Origin of the sequence: Alteromonas gilva (assembly GCF_028595265.1) — a bacterium.
Lineage (GTDB): Bacteria > Pseudomonadota > Gammaproteobacteria > Enterobacterales > Alteromonadaceae > Alteromonas > Alteromonas gilva.
The window spans coordinates 2,290,127-2,310,582 of the sequence record NZ_JAQQXP010000001.1; the positions used below are offsets into that span (position 1 = coordinate 2,290,127).

Consider the following 20,456-nt stretch of genomic DNA (forward strand, 5'->3'; position numbering starts at 1 on the left):
CGTACAACCCGCGCAGCCTGGCCCCGCGGGTTACCGTTAGCCGGTCGTCAGCCGACTTATACTTTTACTGCCAGTAGATCGCACTCAATACCATGCAACACTGAATTGGCGGTTGAACCGAGCAGCAACTGCACGCCGCTTTGTCCGTGAGTGCCCATAACAATCAGATCGGTACCAATTTTCTTAGCCGCTTCATGAATTTCTTCGGCGGCAGAACCAATAGCGACATGTAACTGTTCGCCCGGAATGCCATGTTCCCTGGCGATATCCTGAAGTTTACTGGTTGCCTGCTCACGTACTTCTTCAGAGAAATCGCGCTCTAAAAATAGCCCGTAGGGTTCAAAGTTGGTCTGCGGGTACGCTACATAAATTAAGCTTAACTTGTCTGGGGAACCGGCAAGTTCCAGCGCTTTTTTTACCACTTTAGTGTGTTCATTGGCGAACACATCAATGGGCACTAACACTTTATTGTAAGTTGTCATGGCAGCCTCCTTGGTTGGCTGTTTTCATTAACTTCAGTATATTCCAGTATGTAGAAATAAAGTTGATGTTCATCAATATTTCGTTATTTATGTCGCTAAACTATGATACTGACTGGGTTTCTTTATTAACTTCTGCCAACGTATTAGCAGGTTTAAAGCTCGATGCACAGGCTTCTTTTAAATGCAGCTGATAACATTTAGGGGCTTCGTCCTGGTTAATAAATGAACCTCGTTTGACTATCGGAAACACTTCGTCATAACGCATAACCGTATGCTGATCGACGCGCCGAAAAATATGCGTCCGGTTTAACTGGTCAGCACTACTGTGGCCCGTAGAAGATAAAATATCAACCATTGCCTTCACCGTTTTATGGTGAAACGTGGCCACCCGGGTACTCTTGTTTTCTACGTCGAGACCTTTATATAGTTTAGGATCCTGTGTGGCTACACCAGTTGGACACCTGTTGGTGTTGCACGACAAAGACTGCACGCAACCCAGTGCGAGCATCATGCCGCGCGCGCTGTTGCATAAATCGGCACCCAGCGAAAGGGTTTTCACTATCTGAAATGCGGTAATAATTTTACCTGACGCAATGATTTTAATCTTATCGCGTAAATCAAAGCCGGTTAGCGCATCATCAATAAATGCCAGGGCTTCGCGCAACGGAAAACCAATTGAGTTGGAATATTCCAACGGCGCAGCACCCGTGCCACCCTCACCGCCATCTACGGTAATAAAATCCGGTGTAATTCCGGTTTGCCGCATGGCTTTACACACCGCTAAAAACTCACTTTTCCGACCGAGTGCCAGCTTAATACCAATGGGTTTTCCCTCTGACAATTTACGCAGTCGTTGAATAAACCTGAGCATCTCAACCGGTGTTGAAAAAGTGCTGTGGGTAGGCGGTGAAATAACGTCCTCGCCGGCGGTGACACCGCGAATTTCGGCAATCTCCGGGCTGTTTTTATGAGCAGGCAAAATGCCGCCATGGCCGGGCTTCGCGCCCTGGCTCAACTTAATCTCAATCATTTTAACGGCCGGGTGGCAGGCTTTCTCTGTAAACGCGAGTTCGTTAAAACTACCGTCTTTATTGCGGCAGCCAAAATAACCGGTGCCGATTTGCCATACAATATCTCCACCGTTTTCAAGATGATAAGGGGTTAACCCACCCTCGCCAGTATTTTGGTAAAACCCACCCAGCGACGCGCCTTTATTAAGGGCCAGCACGGCGTTTTTACTCAGTGAGCCAAAACTCATCGCCGACACATTTAAAATACTTGCTGAATAAGGCTTCTTGCAGTCGGGCCCACCAATAGTCACCCTGGGATCATCATCCATGTCCTCTACACTGAGCGCCGATAATGAATGACCAATCCACTCATACCCGGACTTATAAGTGTCGATTTGTGTACCAAAAGGGACACTGTCTAAACTCCCTTTGGCACGCTGATAAACAATCGACCGAAACATCCTGCTGATTGGCCTGCCACTGGTTTCTGTCTCCAGCAAATACTGCTGAAAGAACGGTCTGAAATCTTCAATAATCCAGCGTAAACGACCAATTAACGGAAAGTTGACTAATAACGAATGACGACGCTGAAAAATATCAAAGCACGCTACGGCTAACAATAGGGCCGCAATGCAGGGCAACCACCATAGAACCGGCGCTAACCAGTACAGGCCCAGGCTCACGATAAGCCCCGCAATCAAACTAATTATTATCTCCTGGCGCACACTATCTCCTTGATGGCTCTTCTGTTTCTGGTTCAATATGAATCATTACATCATACAGGTTAAATGTCTCTTTGAGACGGCTTTCAAACGCATGTGACAGTGAATGAGCGGCTGTCACCGACAGCAGCGGATTAACGACAATGGTTAGGTCGGCAATGATTGCCTCCCCCATTGCCCGGCTGCGAATCGACGTGACCCGATGAATATCGCTGAACTCCTTTACTATGTTGGAAAGTTGATCAGGCGAAAAAATTTCACGGGTTTTATCGGCGTCGACCAGCACGGGCAGTGCCTGCTGGAACAATTGCCAGGCTAACCTGATCACAACCGCTGCAACCACGAAGCAAAACAAGGTATCTAACCAGTAGTACCCCATTGTGGCCAACTGCCAGCCAATAAGCACTGCCATTGAGGTCAGGACATCACTCAGGGTGTGTTTTGCATCAGCCGCAAGCAGGTGCGAATGAAGTAATTGGGCTTGTTTGGCTTCCCAGCGGCTTAGTACAACATTAACGGCTATAGCAATAACAAGAATAATCAACCCGGAACGGCTTTGCTCCACCACGTTGCCATGATTTTCAATGGCATATAAAACAAGCTCAATGGCAACCACTACTAACAATACCGACAGCATAAAAATGGCCAGATATTCAAACTTCTGGTGCCCGTAACGGTGAGAGTTATCGGCCGGCTTATGGCTGATACGTAATGCCACAACCGCAACAACGTTATTGAGTAAGTCGGTGAGAGAATGCAGCGCATCGGCAAGGATTACCGCCGATTGCGTAGCTGTACCCACAGCCAGTTTGGTAATACACAGGGCCAGGTTAACTGCGCCTTCTATTAACAATACCCGGGTTATTTTGTTACGCCGCTCGTTCAATTCTTGCCCCCTTGTCAATACACCCTGCCGCTAATTCCCGGCTGCCTAACCGGATGTTTTTGCTTTACTTACTGAAAATTTGACTTTTGTGTTATTGCGCGGTCAATTATTCAACGGTACTATCGCTATTTCGATAACATCGAAGTAACAACAATAATCCATACTAAAACAATAGCGGCGCCTACCGGCCCGTACAAAAAAGTTGTGTGCATAAAATGGAAAAGTTAGAAGCCGTAAAACAGTTGGTCCGCGCCAACAATTACCAAAATAACGATATCACCTTTAAGCAATGTCAAAAACTGGGCTTTACCGTTAACAGAGTAGGACTCGAGGTGTTTGCCCGTAAACTTCGTGCCATAGATAAGGCCGATACCCCGGCTAACCCCGGCGCGTTCGCACAACCCCAGGAGCACAGCCATAGCGGCAGTACATTGAGCTTCGAGAAATCATCCATTGAACTGGCTGAACGTCGCGATTCAACGCCAGGCAATTCATCAGTGTCAGTTGCATCCAACATTACGCCTATCAATAAAGCCGAAATCCGGCGCCAGCCAGCAAGTGTCGATCCTATTGAACGAAAACGAGAAATCACCTTCGAGCTTGGTACCATAAAAGTCCGTGAATACGAACTCTTGCAGGAACTCAACAGCTTAGCTCATACCGAACAGACTGCCGGAGCCTATTAGTAATAAGGTTGTTAGTACGGCAATTCAGTTTATGCTATCGCGCTATTAGGCGATTTTGCCTGACCTTATTGTCGCGGCAATTAATCCCCCGGGCTTTGGCTTAAATCAAACAATCGTCAATTTAGATCAAACTATTTTGCCAGTTATAAAGTTCTCGTGATATTTTGATATTCAAAGCTAATCAGCCGCTACTATTTAATGGAATATACTTTTTTACTGTTTGCATTCGTCTGTGGGCTTGGGGTTAAACTTGTTGGTATCCCACCCCTTGTCGGATATTTGGTCGCCGGTTTTTTATTAAACGCAGCCGGATTTTCAGCCACGCCTGCCATCACTACATTTGCCAATCTTGGCATTACGATAATGCTGTTCACCATTGGTTTAAAACTGAATCTTAAAGATCTGTCAAAGCGAGAGGTCTGGGTTGGTAGTGTCAGCCATACGTTACTATGGGTGGTGGTCGTCACCGCATTGCTCATTGGTCTTGGCACGGTTGCCAGTGCTATGTCGGGGCAGATAGATTGGCAAAATGCGGCGTTAATCGCGTTTGCGTTGTCGTTTAGCAGTACCGTGTGTGTAGTCAAAGTGCTCGAAGAAGCCGGTGAAGCCAAAACCCGTCACGGTAAACTGGCGATTGGTGTACTGGTTATGCAGGATATCTTTGCGGTTGTCTTTTTAGTGGTGGCAACAGGTAAAATACCCACCCTGTGGGCGCCATTATTACTGCTAATTATTCCCCTGATGCCGCTCCTCAAACGCGTGCTCAACGAATCAGGGCATGGTGAGTTATTGCCACTCACCGGCTTTATTTTTGCCCTGGGTGGCTATCATGTTTTTGAACTGGTCAATATAAAAGGCGATCTGGGCGCCTTGGTCTTTGGTTTATTGTTTGCACCTCACCCTAAATCTACCGAGATGGCCAAGTCGTTACTGGCCTTTAAAGATCTATTTTTGATTGGTTTTTTCCTGTCGATTGGCCTGACCGCCTTGCCCGATCTGAACATGCTATTGATGTCGTCGTTGCTGATATTATTAATGCCACTTAAATTTATCTTGTTTTTCTGGCTATTCACTCGTTTACAGCTGCGTGGCCGCACGGCGTATTTAGGCGGGCTGGTATTATCTAACTACAGCGAATTTGGTCTTATCGTGGGTGCCCTGGCGGTAAGCCTCGGTATGTTAAGTGAAAACTGGCTGGTTATTCTGGCCGTTGCGACCTCGGTATCCTTTGTGATCACCAGTATCGTTTACCGCTACTCGCACAGTATTTATCAACGAATAAAAGACATCGTCAAACGTTATGAGAACCCGGTAAGACTACGCGAAGACGTTTATCCCGAAATAACCCGGGCTAAAATTCTGGTAGTTGGCCTTGGTCGGGTCGGTATCGGTGCTTTTACGTCACTGGATAAAGTGGCTAACGCCCGCGTATGGGGAATGGATGCCGACCGCAATAAGGTAAAGCGCATGCAAAAGAACGGCTTGAATGTCATCAATGGTGACGGCGAAGACGTTGACCTGTGGGAGAACCTTGATATCCGTCACGTGCAGCTGGTGCTGCTGGCACTTCCTTCTATTGAGGATGCCATCAACATTACCAAACAGCTTAAAAACGCCGGTTACCGGGGCAAAATCGCCGCAATTGCCCGCTATGAAGATGAGGTGACGGCACTGTCTGACAGCGGCGTCGATAAAGTCTTTAACTTCTTCACCGAAGCAGGATTAGGTTTTGCGGAAGAGAGTTTGTCGCTGGTAGATACCCAACAGCAACCGTTAAAATCCTAAAGTCTGGCTATACTTCAACAGCTTGCGACGCTGCCGCTTTTACAGTGCACTGCACAAATGATAACAAAGGCCAGACCGATAATCGTTATCATTTGTATCGCTTTGTTTTTTAAGGGAAAACTTGATTATCACAGGTATGTGCACTACACTGTCTGCATTAAACGCAAAGGATACAGATTATGCAAGGCGATAAATCCGTAGTTGCCATATTAAACGAAGTACTCACCAGTGAGTTGACTTCGATCAATCAATACTTCTTACACGCCCGAATGTTTAAAAACTGGGGGTTGGAAGAGCTAAACGAAAAGAACTACAAAAAGTCGATTAAAGACATGAAACAGGCCGATGAGATAATTGAGCGGATCCTGTTTTTAGAAGGCTTACCTAATCTTCAGGCTCTGGGCAAACTGTACATAGGCGAAGATACCGTTGAAATGTTGCAGTGCGATAAGAAATTCCAGCACGAACAACTGCCCCTATTGCGCAAGGCCATAGCCCTTTGCGAAGAAAAGCAGGATTACGTGAGCCGGGATATCCTGGAAGATTTACTCGAATATGAAGAAGAGCACTTAGACTGGATTGAAACCCAGGAATACCAAATTGATAACATGGGCATTGAAAATTATTTGCAGGCCCAGGTAATGGGAGATGACTAATGCAGGGTAATCAAAAAGTTTTAGAAGGTCTTAACGAGCTGCTGTCTTATGAACTCGCTGCCATGGATCAGTATTTTATTCATGCCCAAATGTATCTCGACTGGGGCTTTAACAAATTATATGAGCGCATAAATCACGAGTTCGACGACGAAAAGGGTCATGCCACCAAGTTAATTGATCGCATGTTAATGCTTGAGTACGCGCCGGATATGACCCAGCGAACAGGCTTTAAGGTAGGCAAAGACGTACCTGAAATGCTGGAAAGCGATTTACGTGTGGAATACGAAGTCGGTGCCAAACTTAAAGAAGTGATTGCGGTCTGTGAAACTGCGCAAGATTACGTTACGCGTGACTTTTTAGTTGAATTACTTGATGACACCGAAGTTGACCACGCCCACTGGCTGGAGCAGCAGTTAAAGCTGATTAAAATAATGGGCCTGCCCAACTATCTGCAGTCGCAAATGTAATTCAGACTTGTGACGTACTAAAGAATATCCAGACCGGCTCAGGCCGGTCTTTTAGTTTAAGTGTTAAACGCCATTGCATGGTCGGTTCACTGCAACTGCCCAACATAAACCACCCTTGCCACTGTTGCGCTGACGACTGCTTCAGCAGTAGTGGAATTTTTCCCATGTACATATTTTGCCCTTCAATGTAAGCCGAACTAATGACCAGACCTGCGGGTAAAGTAATGCTGACGAATACCTGCTCTTCAACCGCGGGTAGCGCGTCGACAATGATGGATATATCGCCTACGCTTAATGGAATTTGACAGCTTGTGTCTGTTCGCCAGCACCAGGGTTGGGGTTTATGAGATGTGTGGTTGATCTCAGTTGCCGTAAAATAACGTACACCGATAACAACGCTCACTATCAGGCAAAGTGCAATGAGTGTCTTTATGTGTATATTTCCTTGCTTAAATGTTAATGATTTGATCATTTATATCACTATTTTGTAAAAGCTGTTTTTTCTTTATTGACGAAGATCAAGCGACCCTAGTTTATGGTATCTTTTTATTATTAAAAACTTTATTATCCGCGGTACCAACCGGCCTGCAGACCAAAAATCGACAAGTTCAGGCTCAGGAGATGTCCGCAACCTCTCCTGAAAGTACGCAAGTATCGTGGTTGGAAACCCTTTTTAAAAAAGAAGTGGAAGATTCATTACAATGAGTGAAATAAGCCAAGCACAGCCAGATTACAACTATAAAGTTGTACGGCAGTTTACCATTATGACCATCATTTGGGGTATCGTGGGAATGGGCCTTGGGGTATTTATTGCTGCGCAATTATTCGCCCCGGCTCTTAACTTCGACATTCCATGGTTAACCTATTCCCGCCTCCGTCCTTTGCACACTAATGCCGTTATTTTTGCTTTCGGTGGATGTGCATTGTTTGCAACGTCGTATTACATCGTGCAGCGAACCTGTCAGGTTCGTTTGTTCAGCGATAAACTTGCTCAGTTCACCTTTTGGGGCTGGCAAGCAGTAATCGTTGCTGCCGTACTGACATTGCCTTTCGGTTACACCACCAGTAAAGAATACGCTGAGCTTGAGTGGCCTATTGATATTTTAATCGCCTTAGTATGGGTGGCTTATATTATCAATTTCTTTGGCACGCTCGCGATCCGAAAGGTGTCACATATCTACGTGGCAAACTGGTTCCTTGGCGCCTTTATGTTAACGGTTGCGGTTTTACATATTGGTAATAGCATGGCAATGCCTGTGTCATTCATGAAATCCTATTCTATTTATGCCGGTGCCGTGGATGCGATGATGCAATGGTGGTACGGACACAACGCTGTTGGTTTCTTCTTAACAGCAGGCTTCTTAGGCATGATGTATTACTTTGTTCCTAAGCAAGCTGGTCGTCCGGTTTACTCCTACCGCCTGTCGATTGTGCATTTCTGGGCACTTATTTCACTGTATATCTGGGCAGGTCCTCACCACTTGCACTATACCGCCCTGCCCGATTGGACACAGTCATTAGGCATGGTGATGTCAGTGATTTTATTTGTGCCCTCCTGGGGCGGCATGATCAACGGTATCATGACCCTGTCTGGTGCATGGCATAAACTGCGTACCGACCCTGTCTTACGTTTCCTGATTGTATCGCTGTCATTCTATGGCATGTCGACATTTGAAGGTCCGATGATGGCTATTAAAACGGTTAATGCGTTATCCCATTACACCGACTGGACCATCGGCCACGTACATTCCGGCGCGTTAGGCTGGGTTGCGATGGTATCTATCGGCTCGGTTTATCACCTCATCCCGGTTCTGTTTAACCAAAAGGCCATGTACAGCACCAAGCTGGTAAATGTTCATTTCTGGTTTGCGACGATTGGCGTGGTGTTATACATCGTTGCGATGTGGATGTCCGGCGTACTACAAGGCCTGATGTGGCGTGCAGTGAATGCAGACGGCACCCTGACCTACAGCTTTGTAGAGTCACTGGAAGCTTCTAAGCCGTTTTATGTCGTTCGTTTTGTGGGCGGCTGCTTTGTGGTGGTGGGTATGCTTATCATGGCTTACAACACCTACAGAACAGTCAGAGCACCTAAAGGTAGCCTGGCGGCTGAACCAGCAGCGGCGTAAGGAGTAGTAAAGATGCGTAATCCACATGAAATAATCGAAAAAAACGTTGGCTTGCTAACGGTGTTAATTCTGGTTGCTATCAGTTTCGGTGCCCTGGTGCAAATCACACCGCTGATGTTTCAACAGCAGGTGATGGAGCCGGTAGAAGGTCTTAAGCCTTACACCGCATTGCAGTTAGAAGGTCGTGACATTTACATCCGCGAAGGCTGCGTAGGTTGTCACAGCCAGATGATTCGCCCTTTCCGTGCTGAAACTGAGCGTTACGGACACTATTCAGTTGCGGGTGAATCGGTATGGGAGCATCCGTTCCTGTGGGGTTCTAAGCGAACAGGTCCTGATCTGGCCCGGGTTGGCGAACGCTACAGCGACGAGTGGCACCGTGTTCACTTAATGAACCCGCGTGACGTAGTACCAGAGTCAAACATGCCTGGTTTCCCCTGGTTAGCTGAGAATACGTTAACCGGTGAAGACACCGCTAAAAAGATGGCTGTATTCCAAAGTTTCGGCGTACCTTACACGGAAGAAGACATTGAAGGCGCACAGGCGGCAGTAAAAGGCAAAACCGAAATGGAAGCCCTTATTGCTTATCTGCAATCTCTTGGCACGTATTTGAAATAATATGGATCAGGGTATTGTAGGCAGCATATTTACTGTCATCGTTTTCGTCATTTTTATTGGCATTGTAATGTGGGCGTTTAGTAGTCGAAACAAAAAGAAATTCGACGAAGCAGCTAACCTGCCCTTTGCAGACGAAGACAAAGAAGAATCAAAAAAGAATAGCGGGAGTTAACACTCATGAGCATGTTTTGGACAATTTGGATCTCTGTGATCACACTGGGAACCATCGTCGGAAGTTACTTGCTGTTACGTTGGAATTTGACTAACTACACCGGTCACCCGGAAGGCGAGTCAATGGGGCACGAATTTGACGGGATTGTTGAGATCAACAATCCGCTGCCAAGATGGTGGACCATTCTGTTTTACATCACGATTGTATGGAGCTTTTTCTACTTAGCACTGTACCCCGGTTTAGGTTCGTGGGAAGGCTTTTGGGGCTGGAAAAGTTCTAACCAGAACGTCCAGTCGTTAGAGGAATCTGCTCAGGCGCGTGTTGAAGCTAAAGAGCAAGGTTACATCGTTCAGTACGATCGCGAACTGGATTATGCGGCTGAAAAATTTGACCCTATCTTCGAAGCGTATGCAAAAGTACCGGTAGAAGAACTGGTCAATAACGAAGAAGCGGTGAAAGTTGGTCAGCGTCTGTTTATGCAGAACTGTTCACAGTGCCATGGTTCAGATGCCCGCGGTAATACGGGCTTCCCTAACCTCACTGATGATGACTGGTTATACGGTGGCTCTGGCGCCAAGATTAAAGAAACACTCATCAATGGTCGTAATGCAGCAATGCCTGCATGGCTGGACTCAATGGGTGAACAGGGCATTAAAGAAACCGTTGCCTATGTACTGAGCCTCAGTGGCCGTGAAATGGAAGAAAATCACGATACCCTGGCTAAGGCAGGCAAGGCACGTTTTGCTGTGTGTGCTGCATGTCACGGTATGGACGGCAAAGGTAACCAGGCACTGGGTGCGCCTAACCTCACCGACAACATCTGGTTGTATGGCGGGTCTGAGCGAGCCATTACGGAAACCCTGACCTATGGTCGAAATGGTGTTATGCCGTCGTTCAAGAAAACCCTGGGTGAAGATAAAATTCATGTTGTAGCAACTTACGTTTACAGCTTGTCTCACTAATTGTTAGTAATCGTTAAAAGCCTCGTTTTTACGGGGCTTTTTTATGCGAGAATACCCCCTCTTTTGCGAAACATTCATTAGGTATTGTGGTAATGGAAACAACTGACACGAAGCCCTGGTATAAATATTTCTGGCCATGGTTTCTGATTGCGGTGCCCGCATCGTCATTTATTGTGGGTTACTTTGTCGTTTATTTTGCGACCAACACTGACGACTCGCTGGTGGTCGATGACTATTACAAAGAAGGTAAAGCTATTAACGCCACCATGGCCAAAGTGGAAGCGGCCCGACGTTTAGGGATCATGACCGATTTGACAGTTAATGGCGGCGAAATTGCACTGCAATTTCATAGTGGTATTCCGGCAACCGGCAATGCGTTAAAACTGAACTTTTACCATGTGACGCTGCAGGACAAAGACTTTTCTATTCTGCTTACCCGCGACGCCAGCGGCATTTATCGTGGCTATACGGAGCAGGACACGGCGGGTAAGTGGCAAGTATCCTTAACTCCACTCGATGAGAAGTGGAAAGTCCAACAAACCATTGGCTTCCCTCGCACTGGCGCAATCAGATTCATACCCTGATGACTACCGACACCAGCTCTGAGTGCTATCATTGCGGTCTGCCTGCAGATCCTCAAAGCCAGTACCACGCCGTGGTATTAGGCAAGGACCGGGTGATGTGTTGCCCGGGCTGTGAGGCTGTCGCCGAAGCTATCGTGGATAACGGCCTGGAAGATTATTATCAGTTTCGTACTGAGCCTGCCGCACAAGGTGATGTTAATTTTCAAAATACATTGTCGAAGTTATCGGTGTACGACGATCCTGCTTTGCAGGAAGATTTCGTTTACGACGACGGTGCTCATAAAGAAATCCAACTGACCGTAGAAGGCATTACCTGCGCCGCCTGTGGCTGGCTGATAGAGAAACAACTGGCACGGGTGAACGGTATTTCTCAGGTATCAGTGAATGTCTCAGAACGGCGCGCCGCCGTTAGTTGGTTACCTGACGCTATCCAGTTAAGTGGTATTTTAAACGCACTGAAGAAAATTGGTTACACCGCTCTGCCCTTCCAGCCGGATCAACATGAAGCCTCATACCAGAGTGAACAAAAACAGTTTTTAAAAAAGCTCGGCCTTGCAGGACTGATGACCATGCAGGTAATGATGCTGATGACAGGCTTGTATTTTGATTTGTTTGGCAGTATTGAGCGTGAAACCCGGCAGTATTTTTACTGGGTAGCTCTGGTCCTTACCACACCGGTGGTATTTTACTCGGGCAGTACGTTTTATTTAGGCGCCATCAAAGCCATCTCGGCGCGCACTGTCAACATGGACGTACCGGTTACCATCGCCGTGTTCGGCACTTATATTGCGGGTTTAAAAGCCACCTTACTGCAAAGTGGCGAGGTGTACTTTGAATCTATTTGCATGTTTATTTTTTTGCTGTTGCTAAGTCGCTACCTGGAACACCGCTCAAGACACCGCGCTACCCAGATTTCAGCCAATATGATGCAGTACATCCCTGTTACCGCCCAGCGTCTGGACGCGGATGGCAATATTACCGCCTGTTTGGCCAAGCATCTGCTGCCAGGCGACAAAGTGGTGGTAAAACCCGGTGATACCATCCCCATCGACGGACGCATAATTGAAGGCAGTTCGGCCATCGATGAAGCCATGCTTACCGGCGAGTTCGAACCCGTGATAAAACAGGTGGGCGCAACGGTCTATGGCGGTACGGTGAATCAAAAAAGTACCCTTATCGTCGAAGTTCATCAACAACTCAAGTATGCCCTGGTTAATCAAATCATCCGCTTGCAATCAACGGCGATGGCAAACAAGCCCAAGGCGGCACAATTAGCCGATACGTTCTCACGGTATTTTGTTGTTGCTGTATTGTTCATCAGCGCTGCGACCTATACCTACTGGTACTGGCAAGGTAATGACGAGGCATTCTGGATTGCCATTGCGGTGTTGGTGGCTACCTGCCCTTGTGCACTGGGGCTCGCCACGCCATCAGCACTCACCTGTGCAATGGCCAGGCTCAATAAGCAAGGCGTATTACTCAAACGGGCCGATGCACTCGAACAGTTAACCACTATCAGTACTATCGCGCTGGACAAAACCGGTACACTCACCGAGGGTAAGTTCAGCATCGTACAAAGCTGGTATTTAACCGGGCAGGATCCCGCCCATTTGTTTGCTGTCGCTGCAAGCCTGGAGGCGCGTTCCGAGCACCCAATTGGCAAGGCATTTTCATGTAATAATCTGCTGACTGTGAGCGATTTTGCGGTCAATATCGGTGGCGGTATCAGCGGTACGGTCAGCAATAAGCAATGGCATCTTGGTTCGGCAGCATTTACCGGCACAGATGCGCAAACAGTGCCTATAACGGCGAATGTATTCTTAACCTGCGAGGGTCAGTGTTTAGCAGCGTTTGAGGTGGCAGACGGTCTCAAACCGGATACCGCCGCCACGCTGGCATTGCTCAACCAATACAAACTAATTCTGCTAAGCGGTGATACGCAGCGAAATGTCGATTCGCTGGCGGCCCATCTGCCCCTGACAACGGCGACTGGTAGCTTAACGCCCGAGCAAAAGTATCGTGCCGTGCAGCAATTGCAAGCCGCGGGAGAGCAGGTCATGATGCTGGGCGACGGCATTAACGACGCGCCTGTATTAGCCAGCGCCGATGTCTCGGTAGCGGTAGGTAATGCCAATGATGTAGCCCGTAATGCCGCTGATGTAGTGTTGCTAAGCGACTCCTTGTCTGCCGTACCCGCCCTGCTTGATATCGCTGCGCGTACCCGCAACAAAATACGTCAAAACATGCTCTGGGCAATCGGCTATAACCTGTTGATCCTGCCCTTTGCAGTATCTGGCCTGCTTTTACCCTGGATGGCCGTGATCGGCATGTCATTAAGTAGTATCATTGTGGTTTCTAACTCAACGCGATTACTCAAATAAGGTAGCGATGTGAGTATAATTTACGTATTGATCCCACTGGCAATAATTCTTGTGGCGGTGGCGTTAGGTATCTTCTTCTGGGCCGTTCGCTCTAACCAGTTTGACGATCTGGAGCGCCAGGGATACAGCATATTGTTCGACGATGATTTACCCGAAGAGCAGCGTCGCAAAGCCACATCAAGTGAGTCATCATCGACCAAAAAAACGGATTCCACAGCGTCACATAATGAATGATTTTGGCTATATCTCGGCGTTTTTAGTGGGCCTTGCAGGCTCTCTTCATTGTGTTGGTATGTGCGGCGGTATCGCCGGCGCTTTGCGCGCTGCAATCCCCAGCCATAATGCCACGCTGCCTTATATACTCAGTTATAATTTCGGTCGTATAACCAGCTATGCTATTGCTGGCTTTCTCACCGGGGCTTTGGGGCAAATTGCCCAGGCCTCAGTAAAAAACGGTTTGGCGGTGTTTCAAATACTAAGCGCCGTAATGCTACTGGCTATGGGGCTTTACTTAGCGCAGTGGTGGCGGGGTTTAGCGCGTATAGAGCGGCTCGGTCAGGGGATATGGAAACGTATTCGCCCACTGTCGAAACGTTTTATTCCGTTTAAAAGTCCGTTATCGGCTTATCCATATGGTTTTATCTGGGGCTGGCTGCCCTGTGGCTTAGTGTACTCAACCTTAACCTGGGCGATGGTATCAGGTGACGCGCTGCAAGGCGCGCTAACGATGGCCGCATTTGGTTTGGGCACCTTACCGGCGTTGATATCGGTGAGTATTGGCGCGGGTTGGTTAATGACACTGTTGCAACAACACAATACTCGTATAATGGTCGCATCAGGCCTTATACTTTATGCACTTTTCTTGATTTATCGAACACTAGATAGTATTAATTGAGCCAGGCTCAAAAGGGAACGTTTGTTATGACAAAAGGCTCGGAATTTTCTATTCATTGCCAGAGTTGCAGTTTTAGCCATTTATGTTTGCCTGTTTCACTGAACAAAACAGAAATGGATTCGTTGGATGATATTATTGAGCGCAAAAAGCCGCTGCATAAAAATGATAAGCTGGTAAAAGCTGGCGATAGCTTTCGTTCTTTATACGCTGTCAGAGCGGGCTCATTTAAATCATTTGTCACCAGTAAAGACGGCGAAGAACAAATCATTGGGTTTCATTTCCCGGGTGATATCATAGGTTTTGATGCCCTGCGGGAAAACACCCATCAAAGTTACACTCAGGCGCTGGAAACCGCTATGGTGTGCGAGCTGCCCTACGAAACACTGGATCAAATGTCGGTGCAATTGCCGAAGTTACGTCATCAGATTATGAGTTTCATGAGCGCTGAAATTAAGCATGATCATGATCTCATGATGTTACTCAATAAGCGCACAGCCGAAGAACGCCTGATTTACTTTTTAGCGCACTTGTCAAAACGCTTCGAAGAGCGCGGTTTTTCGCCCAAACAGTTTAATCTGAGTATGACGCGTAACGAAATAGGCAATTACCTGGGTTTAACGGTTGAAACAATATCCAGGTTACTCACCCGCTTCCAAAAAGAGAGCATTATCGAAGTCAACGGTAAACTCATTACCATTATCGACTTTGACGCCATGGATAAAAAGCTTCATAGCATGGATATTCCCTCTACTACAGTCAGCTGATCATGCTGACTGTTTTTTACGCCTGATATTGATCTTACGCAAACCAGAAACTGGAGAAACAGCGAAACCCGACATAAACTCATAATGTACCTTCACAAGGAGCGTCATTATGATTGAATATACCCGTATCCTGGCCATCGTTGAGCCAGAACGCGATACTCAACCTGCTATATCGCGAGCGTTAGAACTTGCTGCAAGAACCGGTGCATCCATTACCGCGTTTATGACTATCTACGACTTCTCCTACGAAATGACCACCATGTTATCCGGTGAAGAGCGTGAGGCTATGCGCCAGGCTGTGGTTAAAGAACGAACCGAATGGCTGGCCGCTCAGCTTGCCCCTTACAAGGCCGCTATTGAGGTAGCCGTTGAATGGAACAACCGCCCCTATGAAGCCATCATAAAGTACGTCATGGCGAAAGACATGGATATCGTTGTAAAGGCAACCCGTTCTCACGACAGCTTGCGCTCAGTCATTTTTACCCCTACTGACTGGCATCTGATCCGCAAATGCCCTACCCCTGTGCTACTGGTAAAAGAGCACGACTGGCCGCAGGATGGCAAAATCATTGCCGCGGTTAACGTCGGCACCGAAGATCGGGAGCATGCAAAGCTCAACGATCGCCTGACAACTATCGCTCAGGATTACGCGACCCTTTTGAGTGGCCATGTTCACCTGGCGAATTGTTTTCCCGGCACACCGCTTAACATCGCCATAGAAGTACCGGAGTTTGACCCTGACGCTTACAATGCATCGGTTAAAAATCACCATCTGGAAGAAATGGAACATCACAGCAAACGATTTTCGATACCTCTGGATAATTGCCATGTGAAAGAAGGACTGCCAGAAAGAGTCATTCCGCAAATTGCCAGGGATCTGGACGCCGAGCTGGTAATTATTGGCACCGTAGGCCGGGTTGGTTTATCTGCGGCGTTAATCGGCAATACCGCCGAACACGTTATAGACGAACTCAATTGTGATGTACTGGCAGTGAAGCCAGAAGGTTTTGAAAGCCCTATCAGCTAAAAAGCATGACCAGCGGCAGTTATCCGTTGCAGGCGCGTCTTTTTTCGGTTCTTTTCTTTACTGAGGATGACGCCTGCTATGCCCTTCACGTATAATGCCGCCATTGTAATACGGGTCAGCAACTATCATGAGTTTACAGGTTAACAGCGCTTCTGCCGCCACAAAATCAAAACAAAAATACAGTTTTAACAAGCTACAGAAACGCTTGCGCCGCAATGTGGGCAAAGCCATCGAAGATTTTGCCATGATCGAAGACGGCGACAAGGTAATGGTGTGTTTGTCAGGCGGTAAAGACAGCTATACCATGCTTGATGTATTGATGTACCTGCAACGCATCGCGCCAATCAGTTTTGAAATCGTAGCGGTAAACCTCGATCAAAAACAGCCCGGTTTTCCCGAACACATTTTACCCGGGTATTTAGATAGTCTGTCCGTTGATTACAAAATCGTAGAGGAAGACACCTACTCGATTGTTAAAGATAAAATCCCCGAGGGCAAAACAACCTGTTCGCTTTGTTCGCGGTTACGTCGCGGCATTTTGTACCGCACCGCCACAGAGCTCGGCGCTACCAAAATAGCCTTGGGCCATCATCGTGACGACATGTTAGAAACCCTGTTTTTGAATATGTTTCATGGCGGAAAGCTCAAATCCATGCCACCGAAACTGGTCAGTGACGATGGTAAACATGTGGTGATTCGGCCTCTGGCTTACTGTAATGAAGCCGACATCGAAAAATACGCCTCAGCGGTTGAATTTCCTATTATTCCTTGTAACTTATGTGGTTCACAGGAAAACTTGCAGCGACAGAACATCAAAATGATGTTGCAGGACTGGAATAAGCGTTTTCCGGGCCGCATAGAGTCAATGTTCAGGGCGATGCAAAATGTCACTCCGTCACATCTTGCCGATAGCAAGCTTTACGACTTTAAAACGATTAAAGCAAGCGGCAAGCCTGAGCCAGAGGGTGATATAGCGTTCGATACTCCTGAATTTAAAGATGAAAACCGTTCTGTACAACCTGCACAGTCCATCAATATTGTAAACTTGACGGAATAGGTGTGTTATGAAAATCGGCATTGCGCTAGGTTCTGGAGCCTCCCGGGGCTGGGCACACATTGGCGTTATCCAGGCACTCGAAAAGCTCGGTGTTAAAATCGATGTCGTGGCCGGCTGTTCAATTGGCGCCTACGTTGGCTCAGCCTATGCCAGTGGCCGACTTAACGAACTGAAAGAATGGGCCTCCTCGCTCACAGAATGGCAAACCTTAAGTCTGATGGGAATAGGAATTCGCCGTGGTGGTCTCGCCAGTGGTCAGAAGGTCTTCGACAAGTTGTCGAGTGATTTTTGTGCCAGTACCTTTGAGTCAATGGAAAAGCCCTTCGCCTGCGTCGCCACTGATTTGTATTCTGGCCGCGAAGTTGTGTTTAATACCGGTGATGTGGGTAAATCAGTACAAGCGTCCTGCGCAATTCCAGCCTTGTTTTCGCCCATTGCCTACAATGATCGCTGGTTAGTTGACGGTGCGGTGGTTAATCCTGTGCCGGTAAATTTATGCCGGCAGTTAGGCGCTGATTTTGTTATTGCGGTGAATCTTAATGCAGATTTCAGGCCCCTGCGTATTGCCCGGGAAACCGCCAAGCACGCCGAAACTCAGGAGCGCAATGAACACTTTTTCAAGAAAAGTCAGGATGTTGTACGTCAGTGGTTTTCGCCAGAACCCAAAGACAACAGTAAACAAGCGCCAGGAATTTTAAGCGTGATGAGCAGTTCGCTGGAAATCCTACAGGCGCGCGTAACACGATCACGACTGGCCGGTGAGCCGCCTGATATATTAATTGAGCCACCGTTGTCAGATGTTGGTTTAATGGAGTTTCACCGCTGTGCAGAAATGTGTGAAATAGGCGAACAAGTAGTGATGCGTCTGGCCGAACAGATCCGTTATCAACTGGTGTTAGACGAGGTGTTGCCTCCCTCATCGGTAGACAACGAGCCTGAAAACCCGGACGAGCCCCCAACCAGCGAGGCGAGGATCCCTACAGAAGACTAGCCTTAGTCTTCTGCTACCGCCGTGATCCTAAGCGGAGCGGCGGGTAAATCGAGCGCGTTGCCCTGCTCCAGCCAATCGTTATCAAGAATCAACGTGCCATTGATGATGGGCGGCGCTCCCGCAAGGGTTTGGTTAAGTGATTTATCTGCAAACTGAATCTTAAGGCCACTGACCGCCGGCATCATAAAAGAAAGAAAACCGCCCATATCATCAAAAAACGTATCATATTGCGCTTTAATTAAGGCTAACTCTGCACTGCTGTACTGCTTTTTAACGTACTCAGCGGTGGTCTCAAGCTGAACAGACATATCGCACAGATTCGCAGGCTCATCCAAATCGATGACAATGGCTGCGTCTGCCAGCTTAAGCGCCTTTTCTTTAGGCACTAAAAAACGCTGCTCTGGTGACACCGCTAATGGTAAATCCACTTTCTGGGTGACAATCGTGGCACTATTAATGTGACACAATGCTTTGTTGCGAACATGCATAAAACCAAATGCAAACTGCAATGCAGAGGTACTCTCATCACCAATTTTACTCACGTGGCTATAAAAGCGCTTGTACTCAACCTCGATCTGTTCGGCCAGGGTTGAGTGACTTGCAACAAGTAACGGCAGCAGCAATAAAAAACGTTTCATTCGGTAATTAACTCTTGGTTGTAGCGGATCATACTTTGCAATTCATTAACGTAGGCGGCGCCACGTTCTGAGTAACTCATTAGCCCCTCTGCTAAGGCAAGACCGGTAACCGGCAGCTGTGCGCGGCGCAATGATGCTCTGATGTGACGCAGCTCGCGGTAAGCGCTGTGTCGATTGATATTGCGCATATAGGTATAGGTAGCAATGGATAAGTTAGGGAATTTTGCCACTTCGTGCGATGCACCGCTATTTCGACGCGAGGGTACAAACCCGCATCCTTTTTGGTAACACCAAAGCCCATAAAAGTTATAACCATCCTGGGCGAAGCGCGACGTTCCCCAGGCAGACTCGTTTGCTGCCTGCATAAGGACCAGCTCTAACGGCAGAATGTCGACCTTGTTGAGCAAATCAGATATCTGTCGCTCGGCCGGAATATCTTCATCGACACGGTATTCTTCGGCCAACCAGATAAGCCGCTCGTTATCCTCTTCAGTGAGGTGATTACCTGCGTTAAGACGCCGTTGCAGTGTTTGCAGGTAATGTCGCAAACTCAGCAGGTAATTATTTTGTTTCTCAACTTCAGGTTTGAGATAGGCAAAAAATGCCTCTTTTTTTTCTGTGGCGTCTTCGATTGCTTTAAAATTTGGTACCGGCTTTTCGGCTTGTTCGGATTCTGGTACATCAAGGATGTCCGGCTCTGTTGTACTCGTCATCCAGGCAATGATCACAACTACCGCCATAATAGCAATAGCAATTAATACAATCTTGCTGGTTTCCCGTTTATGCATCGAGTATAGAATCTCTCGCTTTAGTGTGTGTATTGGTGGGTTCACCGTAGCCAAACAGGTCAACATACAACCGCCCCATAATAAGCGAATACATTGGCCCTACCCATAATATCGCCAGGCCCATAGTAACGAATACCAGTATAAACATCAGTAGGAACACCAATAATATCAATGTAAATGGCAGTAAATATCGGTTTACAACGCGAGTCGACAACACAATAGACTGCAACAGCCCTGCACGTCGGTTAGCCAGCAGTACCACAGAAAACTGAGTCACCATATACACATAGATACCGGGCAATATAAGCAAATTCAAACCTACCTGAACCAACAAACTGATCAGTAAATTGGCGGCGACTAACACAAGGATGAAGGAAAAATACTGCCCTAATTCGCGCAGCTGAGCGCGCTGTCCTGCAGCTATTTTTACGCCGATCATGCGAAAACCTACCAGCAGTGGCGACATCAGAACTAACATAATAATGTCTAACATTCCCGCGCGGCTGCTTTGCATACTTTCAACGGATGTCACATCCAGTTCCAGCAGGTTAAAAAGTAAAAATGTTACGCCAATGCCGATTGCCATGAGAACGCCGGTAGCACGCAGCATAAGACCCAGGTTGTCTTTATAACGTGCCTGACCTTCACTAAACAAGGCCTTAAGATCGAACTTATACTGGCCCGCTAACGCACGCTGAAGATTATCAGTACTGTCTGACAATTCACGGTTAATGCTCAAGTTAATCTCTCTTTAAT

Annotated in this window: 23 protein-coding genes; 16 read left to right on the plus strand and 7 right to left on the minus strand. The window is 47.4% G+C overall.

Annotated features, from left to right (window positions below; all coding sequences use genetic code 11):
• Positions 1-56 precede the first annotated feature (56 nt).
• From OIK42_RS09975 to OIK42_RS09985, 3 genes are all read right to left on the minus strand, one after another.
• A complete protein-coding gene (locus OIK42_RS09975; protein ID WP_273640174.1) occupies positions 57-482 on the minus strand; it encodes a universal stress protein in 426 nt (141 codons plus the stop codon).
• A 100-nt stretch (positions 483-582) separates the two neighbouring features.
• Entirely contained in the window at positions 583-2,217 is a 1,635-nt protein-coding gene (locus OIK42_RS09980; protein ID WP_273640177.1) for an FMN-binding glutamate synthase family protein, read from the minus strand.
• A gap of 1 nt (position 2,218) precedes the next feature.
• Complete coding sequence (locus tag OIK42_RS09985) at positions 2,219-3,100, minus strand: cation diffusion facilitator family transporter (protein ID WP_273640179.1); 882 nt, start codon at positions 3,098-3,100, stop codon at positions 2,219-2,221.
• 215 nt (positions 3,101-3,315) lie between these two features.
• Here OIK42_RS09985 and OIK42_RS09990 point away from each other — a divergent pair, with 215 nt between their 5' ends.
• The 4 genes from OIK42_RS09990 to bfr (OIK42_RS10005) all read left to right on the plus strand — a co-directional run bounded on the left by OIK42_RS09990 (position 3,316) and on the right by bfr (OIK42_RS10005) (position 6,694).
• Complete coding sequence (locus tag OIK42_RS09990; RefSeq protein ID WP_273640181.1) at positions 3,316-3,786, plus strand: hypothetical protein; 471 nt, start codon at positions 3,316-3,318, stop codon at positions 3,784-3,786.
• 198 nt (positions 3,787-3,984) lie between these two features.
• Positions 3,985-5,571 carry a cation:proton antiporter domain-containing protein gene (locus OIK42_RS09995; protein WP_273640183.1) on the plus strand — a complete coding sequence of 529 codons (1,587 nt, stop codon included), beginning with the start codon at positions 3,985-3,987 and terminating at the stop codon, positions 5,569-5,571.
• Between the two features lie 179 nt (positions 5,572-5,750).
• Positions 5,751-6,227, plus strand: a complete 477-nt coding sequence (gene bfr / locus OIK42_RS10000) for a bacterioferritin (protein ID WP_273640185.1) — start codon at positions 5,751-5,753, stop codon at positions 6,225-6,227.
• Positions 6,227-6,694, plus strand: coding sequence for a bacterioferritin (gene bfr, locus OIK42_RS10005; protein ID WP_273640187.1), 468 nt, complete (start codon positions 6,227-6,229; stop codon positions 6,692-6,694). The genes bfr (OIK42_RS10000) and bfr (OIK42_RS10005) overlap by 1 nt, the downstream gene beginning before the upstream one ends.
• A gap of 1 nt (position 6,695) precedes the next feature.
• Here the strand turns inward: bfr (OIK42_RS10005) and OIK42_RS10010 are convergent, their stop codons facing one another.
• A complete protein-coding gene (locus tag OIK42_RS10010; protein WP_273640188.1) occupies positions 6,696-7,166 on the minus strand; it encodes a hypothetical protein in 471 nt (156 codons plus the stop codon).
• 229 nt (positions 7,167-7,395) lie between these two features.
• Here OIK42_RS10010 and ccoN point away from each other — a divergent pair, with 229 nt between their 5' ends.
• From ccoN to rssA, 12 genes are all read left to right on the plus strand, one after another.
• A complete protein-coding gene (gene ccoN / locus OIK42_RS10015) occupies positions 7,396-8,823 on the plus strand; it encodes a cytochrome-c oxidase, cbb3-type subunit I (protein WP_273640190.1) in 1,428 nt (475 codons plus the stop codon).
• 12 nt (positions 8,824-8,835) lie between these two features.
• The gene (gene ccoO / locus OIK42_RS10020) at positions 8,836-9,441 is read left to right on the plus strand and encodes a cytochrome-c oxidase, cbb3-type subunit II (protein ID WP_273640192.1); all 606 of its coding nucleotides are present in this window, start codon (positions 8,836-8,838) and stop codon (positions 9,439-9,441) included.
• A 1-nt stretch (position 9,442) separates the two neighbouring features.
• Positions 9,443-9,613 (plus strand): cbb3-type cytochrome oxidase subunit 3, encoded by a 171-nt coding sequence (locus OIK42_RS10025; RefSeq protein ID WP_273640194.1) that lies wholly within the window; start codon positions 9,443-9,445, stop codon positions 9,611-9,613.
• Between the two features lie 5 nt (positions 9,614-9,618).
• Positions 9,619-10,575: a cytochrome-c oxidase, cbb3-type subunit III gene (gene ccoP / locus OIK42_RS10030; RefSeq protein ID WP_273640196.1), complete on the plus strand. Its 957-nt coding sequence runs from the start codon at positions 9,619-9,621 to the stop codon at positions 10,573-10,575.
• A gap of 92 nt (positions 10,576-10,667) precedes the next feature.
• The gene (locus OIK42_RS10035; RefSeq protein ID WP_273640198.1) at positions 10,668-11,159 is read left to right on the plus strand and encodes a FixH family protein; all 492 of its coding nucleotides are present in this window, start codon (positions 10,668-10,670) and stop codon (positions 11,157-11,159) included.
• Positions 11,159-13,540 (plus strand): heavy metal translocating P-type ATPase, encoded by a 2,382-nt coding sequence (locus OIK42_RS10040; protein ID WP_273640200.1) that lies wholly within the window; start codon positions 11,159-11,161, stop codon positions 13,538-13,540. Before OIK42_RS10035 ends, OIK42_RS10040 begins: the two co-directional genes overlap by 1 nt.
• A 9-nt stretch (positions 13,541-13,549) precedes the next feature.
• On the plus strand, positions 13,550-13,774 hold the full coding sequence (gene ccoS, locus OIK42_RS10045; protein WP_273640202.1) for a cbb3-type cytochrome oxidase assembly protein CcoS: 225 nt from the start codon (positions 13,550-13,552) through the stop codon (positions 13,772-13,774).
• The gene (locus OIK42_RS10050) at positions 13,767-14,435 is read left to right on the plus strand and encodes a sulfite exporter TauE/SafE family protein (RefSeq protein WP_273640203.1); all 669 of its coding nucleotides are present in this window, start codon (positions 13,767-13,769) and stop codon (positions 14,433-14,435) included. Before ccoS ends, OIK42_RS10050 begins: the two co-directional genes overlap by 8 nt.
• 26 nt (positions 14,436-14,461) lie before the next feature.
• The gene (fnr, locus tag OIK42_RS10055; protein ID WP_273640205.1) at positions 14,462-15,199 is read left to right on the plus strand and encodes a fumarate/nitrate reduction transcriptional regulator Fnr; all 738 of its coding nucleotides are present in this window, start codon (positions 14,462-14,464) and stop codon (positions 15,197-15,199) included.
• A 109-nt stretch (positions 15,200-15,308) separates the two neighbouring features.
• Positions 15,309-16,226 carry a universal stress protein UspE gene (uspE, locus tag OIK42_RS10060; RefSeq protein WP_273640207.1) on the plus strand — a complete coding sequence of 306 codons (918 nt, stop codon included), beginning with the start codon at positions 15,309-15,311 and terminating at the stop codon, positions 16,224-16,226.
• 127 nt (positions 16,227-16,353) lie between these two features.
• Positions 16,354-17,283, plus strand: coding sequence for a tRNA 2-thiocytidine(32) synthetase TtcA (ttcA, locus tag OIK42_RS10065; RefSeq protein WP_273640208.1), 930 nt, complete (start codon positions 16,354-16,356; stop codon positions 17,281-17,283).
• A gap of 7 nt (positions 17,284-17,290) precedes the next feature.
• A complete protein-coding gene (gene rssA / locus OIK42_RS10070) occupies positions 17,291-18,274 on the plus strand; it encodes a patatin-like phospholipase RssA (RefSeq protein WP_273640210.1) in 984 nt (327 codons plus the stop codon).
• A gap of 2 nt (positions 18,275-18,276) precedes the next feature.
• Here the strand turns inward: rssA and OIK42_RS10075 are convergent, their stop codons facing one another.
• The 3 genes from OIK42_RS10075 to OIK42_RS10085 are packed head-to-tail and all read right to left on the minus strand — an operon-like array spanning position 18,277 to position 20,439.
• Positions 18,277-18,912: a DUF2987 domain-containing protein gene (locus OIK42_RS10075; protein WP_273640211.1), complete on the minus strand. Its 636-nt coding sequence runs from the start codon at positions 18,910-18,912 to the stop codon at positions 18,277-18,279.
• The gene (locus OIK42_RS10080; protein ID WP_273640212.1) at positions 18,909-19,700 is read right to left on the minus strand and encodes a glucosaminidase domain-containing protein; all 792 of its coding nucleotides are present in this window, start codon (positions 19,698-19,700) and stop codon (positions 18,909-18,911) included. The genes OIK42_RS10075 and OIK42_RS10080 overlap by 4 nt, the downstream gene beginning before the upstream one ends.
• A complete protein-coding gene (locus OIK42_RS10085) occupies positions 19,693-20,439 on the minus strand; it encodes a YciC family protein (RefSeq protein ID WP_273640214.1) in 747 nt (248 codons plus the stop codon). The genes OIK42_RS10080 and OIK42_RS10085 overlap by 8 nt, the downstream gene beginning before the upstream one ends.
• Between the last annotated feature and the right edge of the window lie 17 nt (positions 20,440-20,456).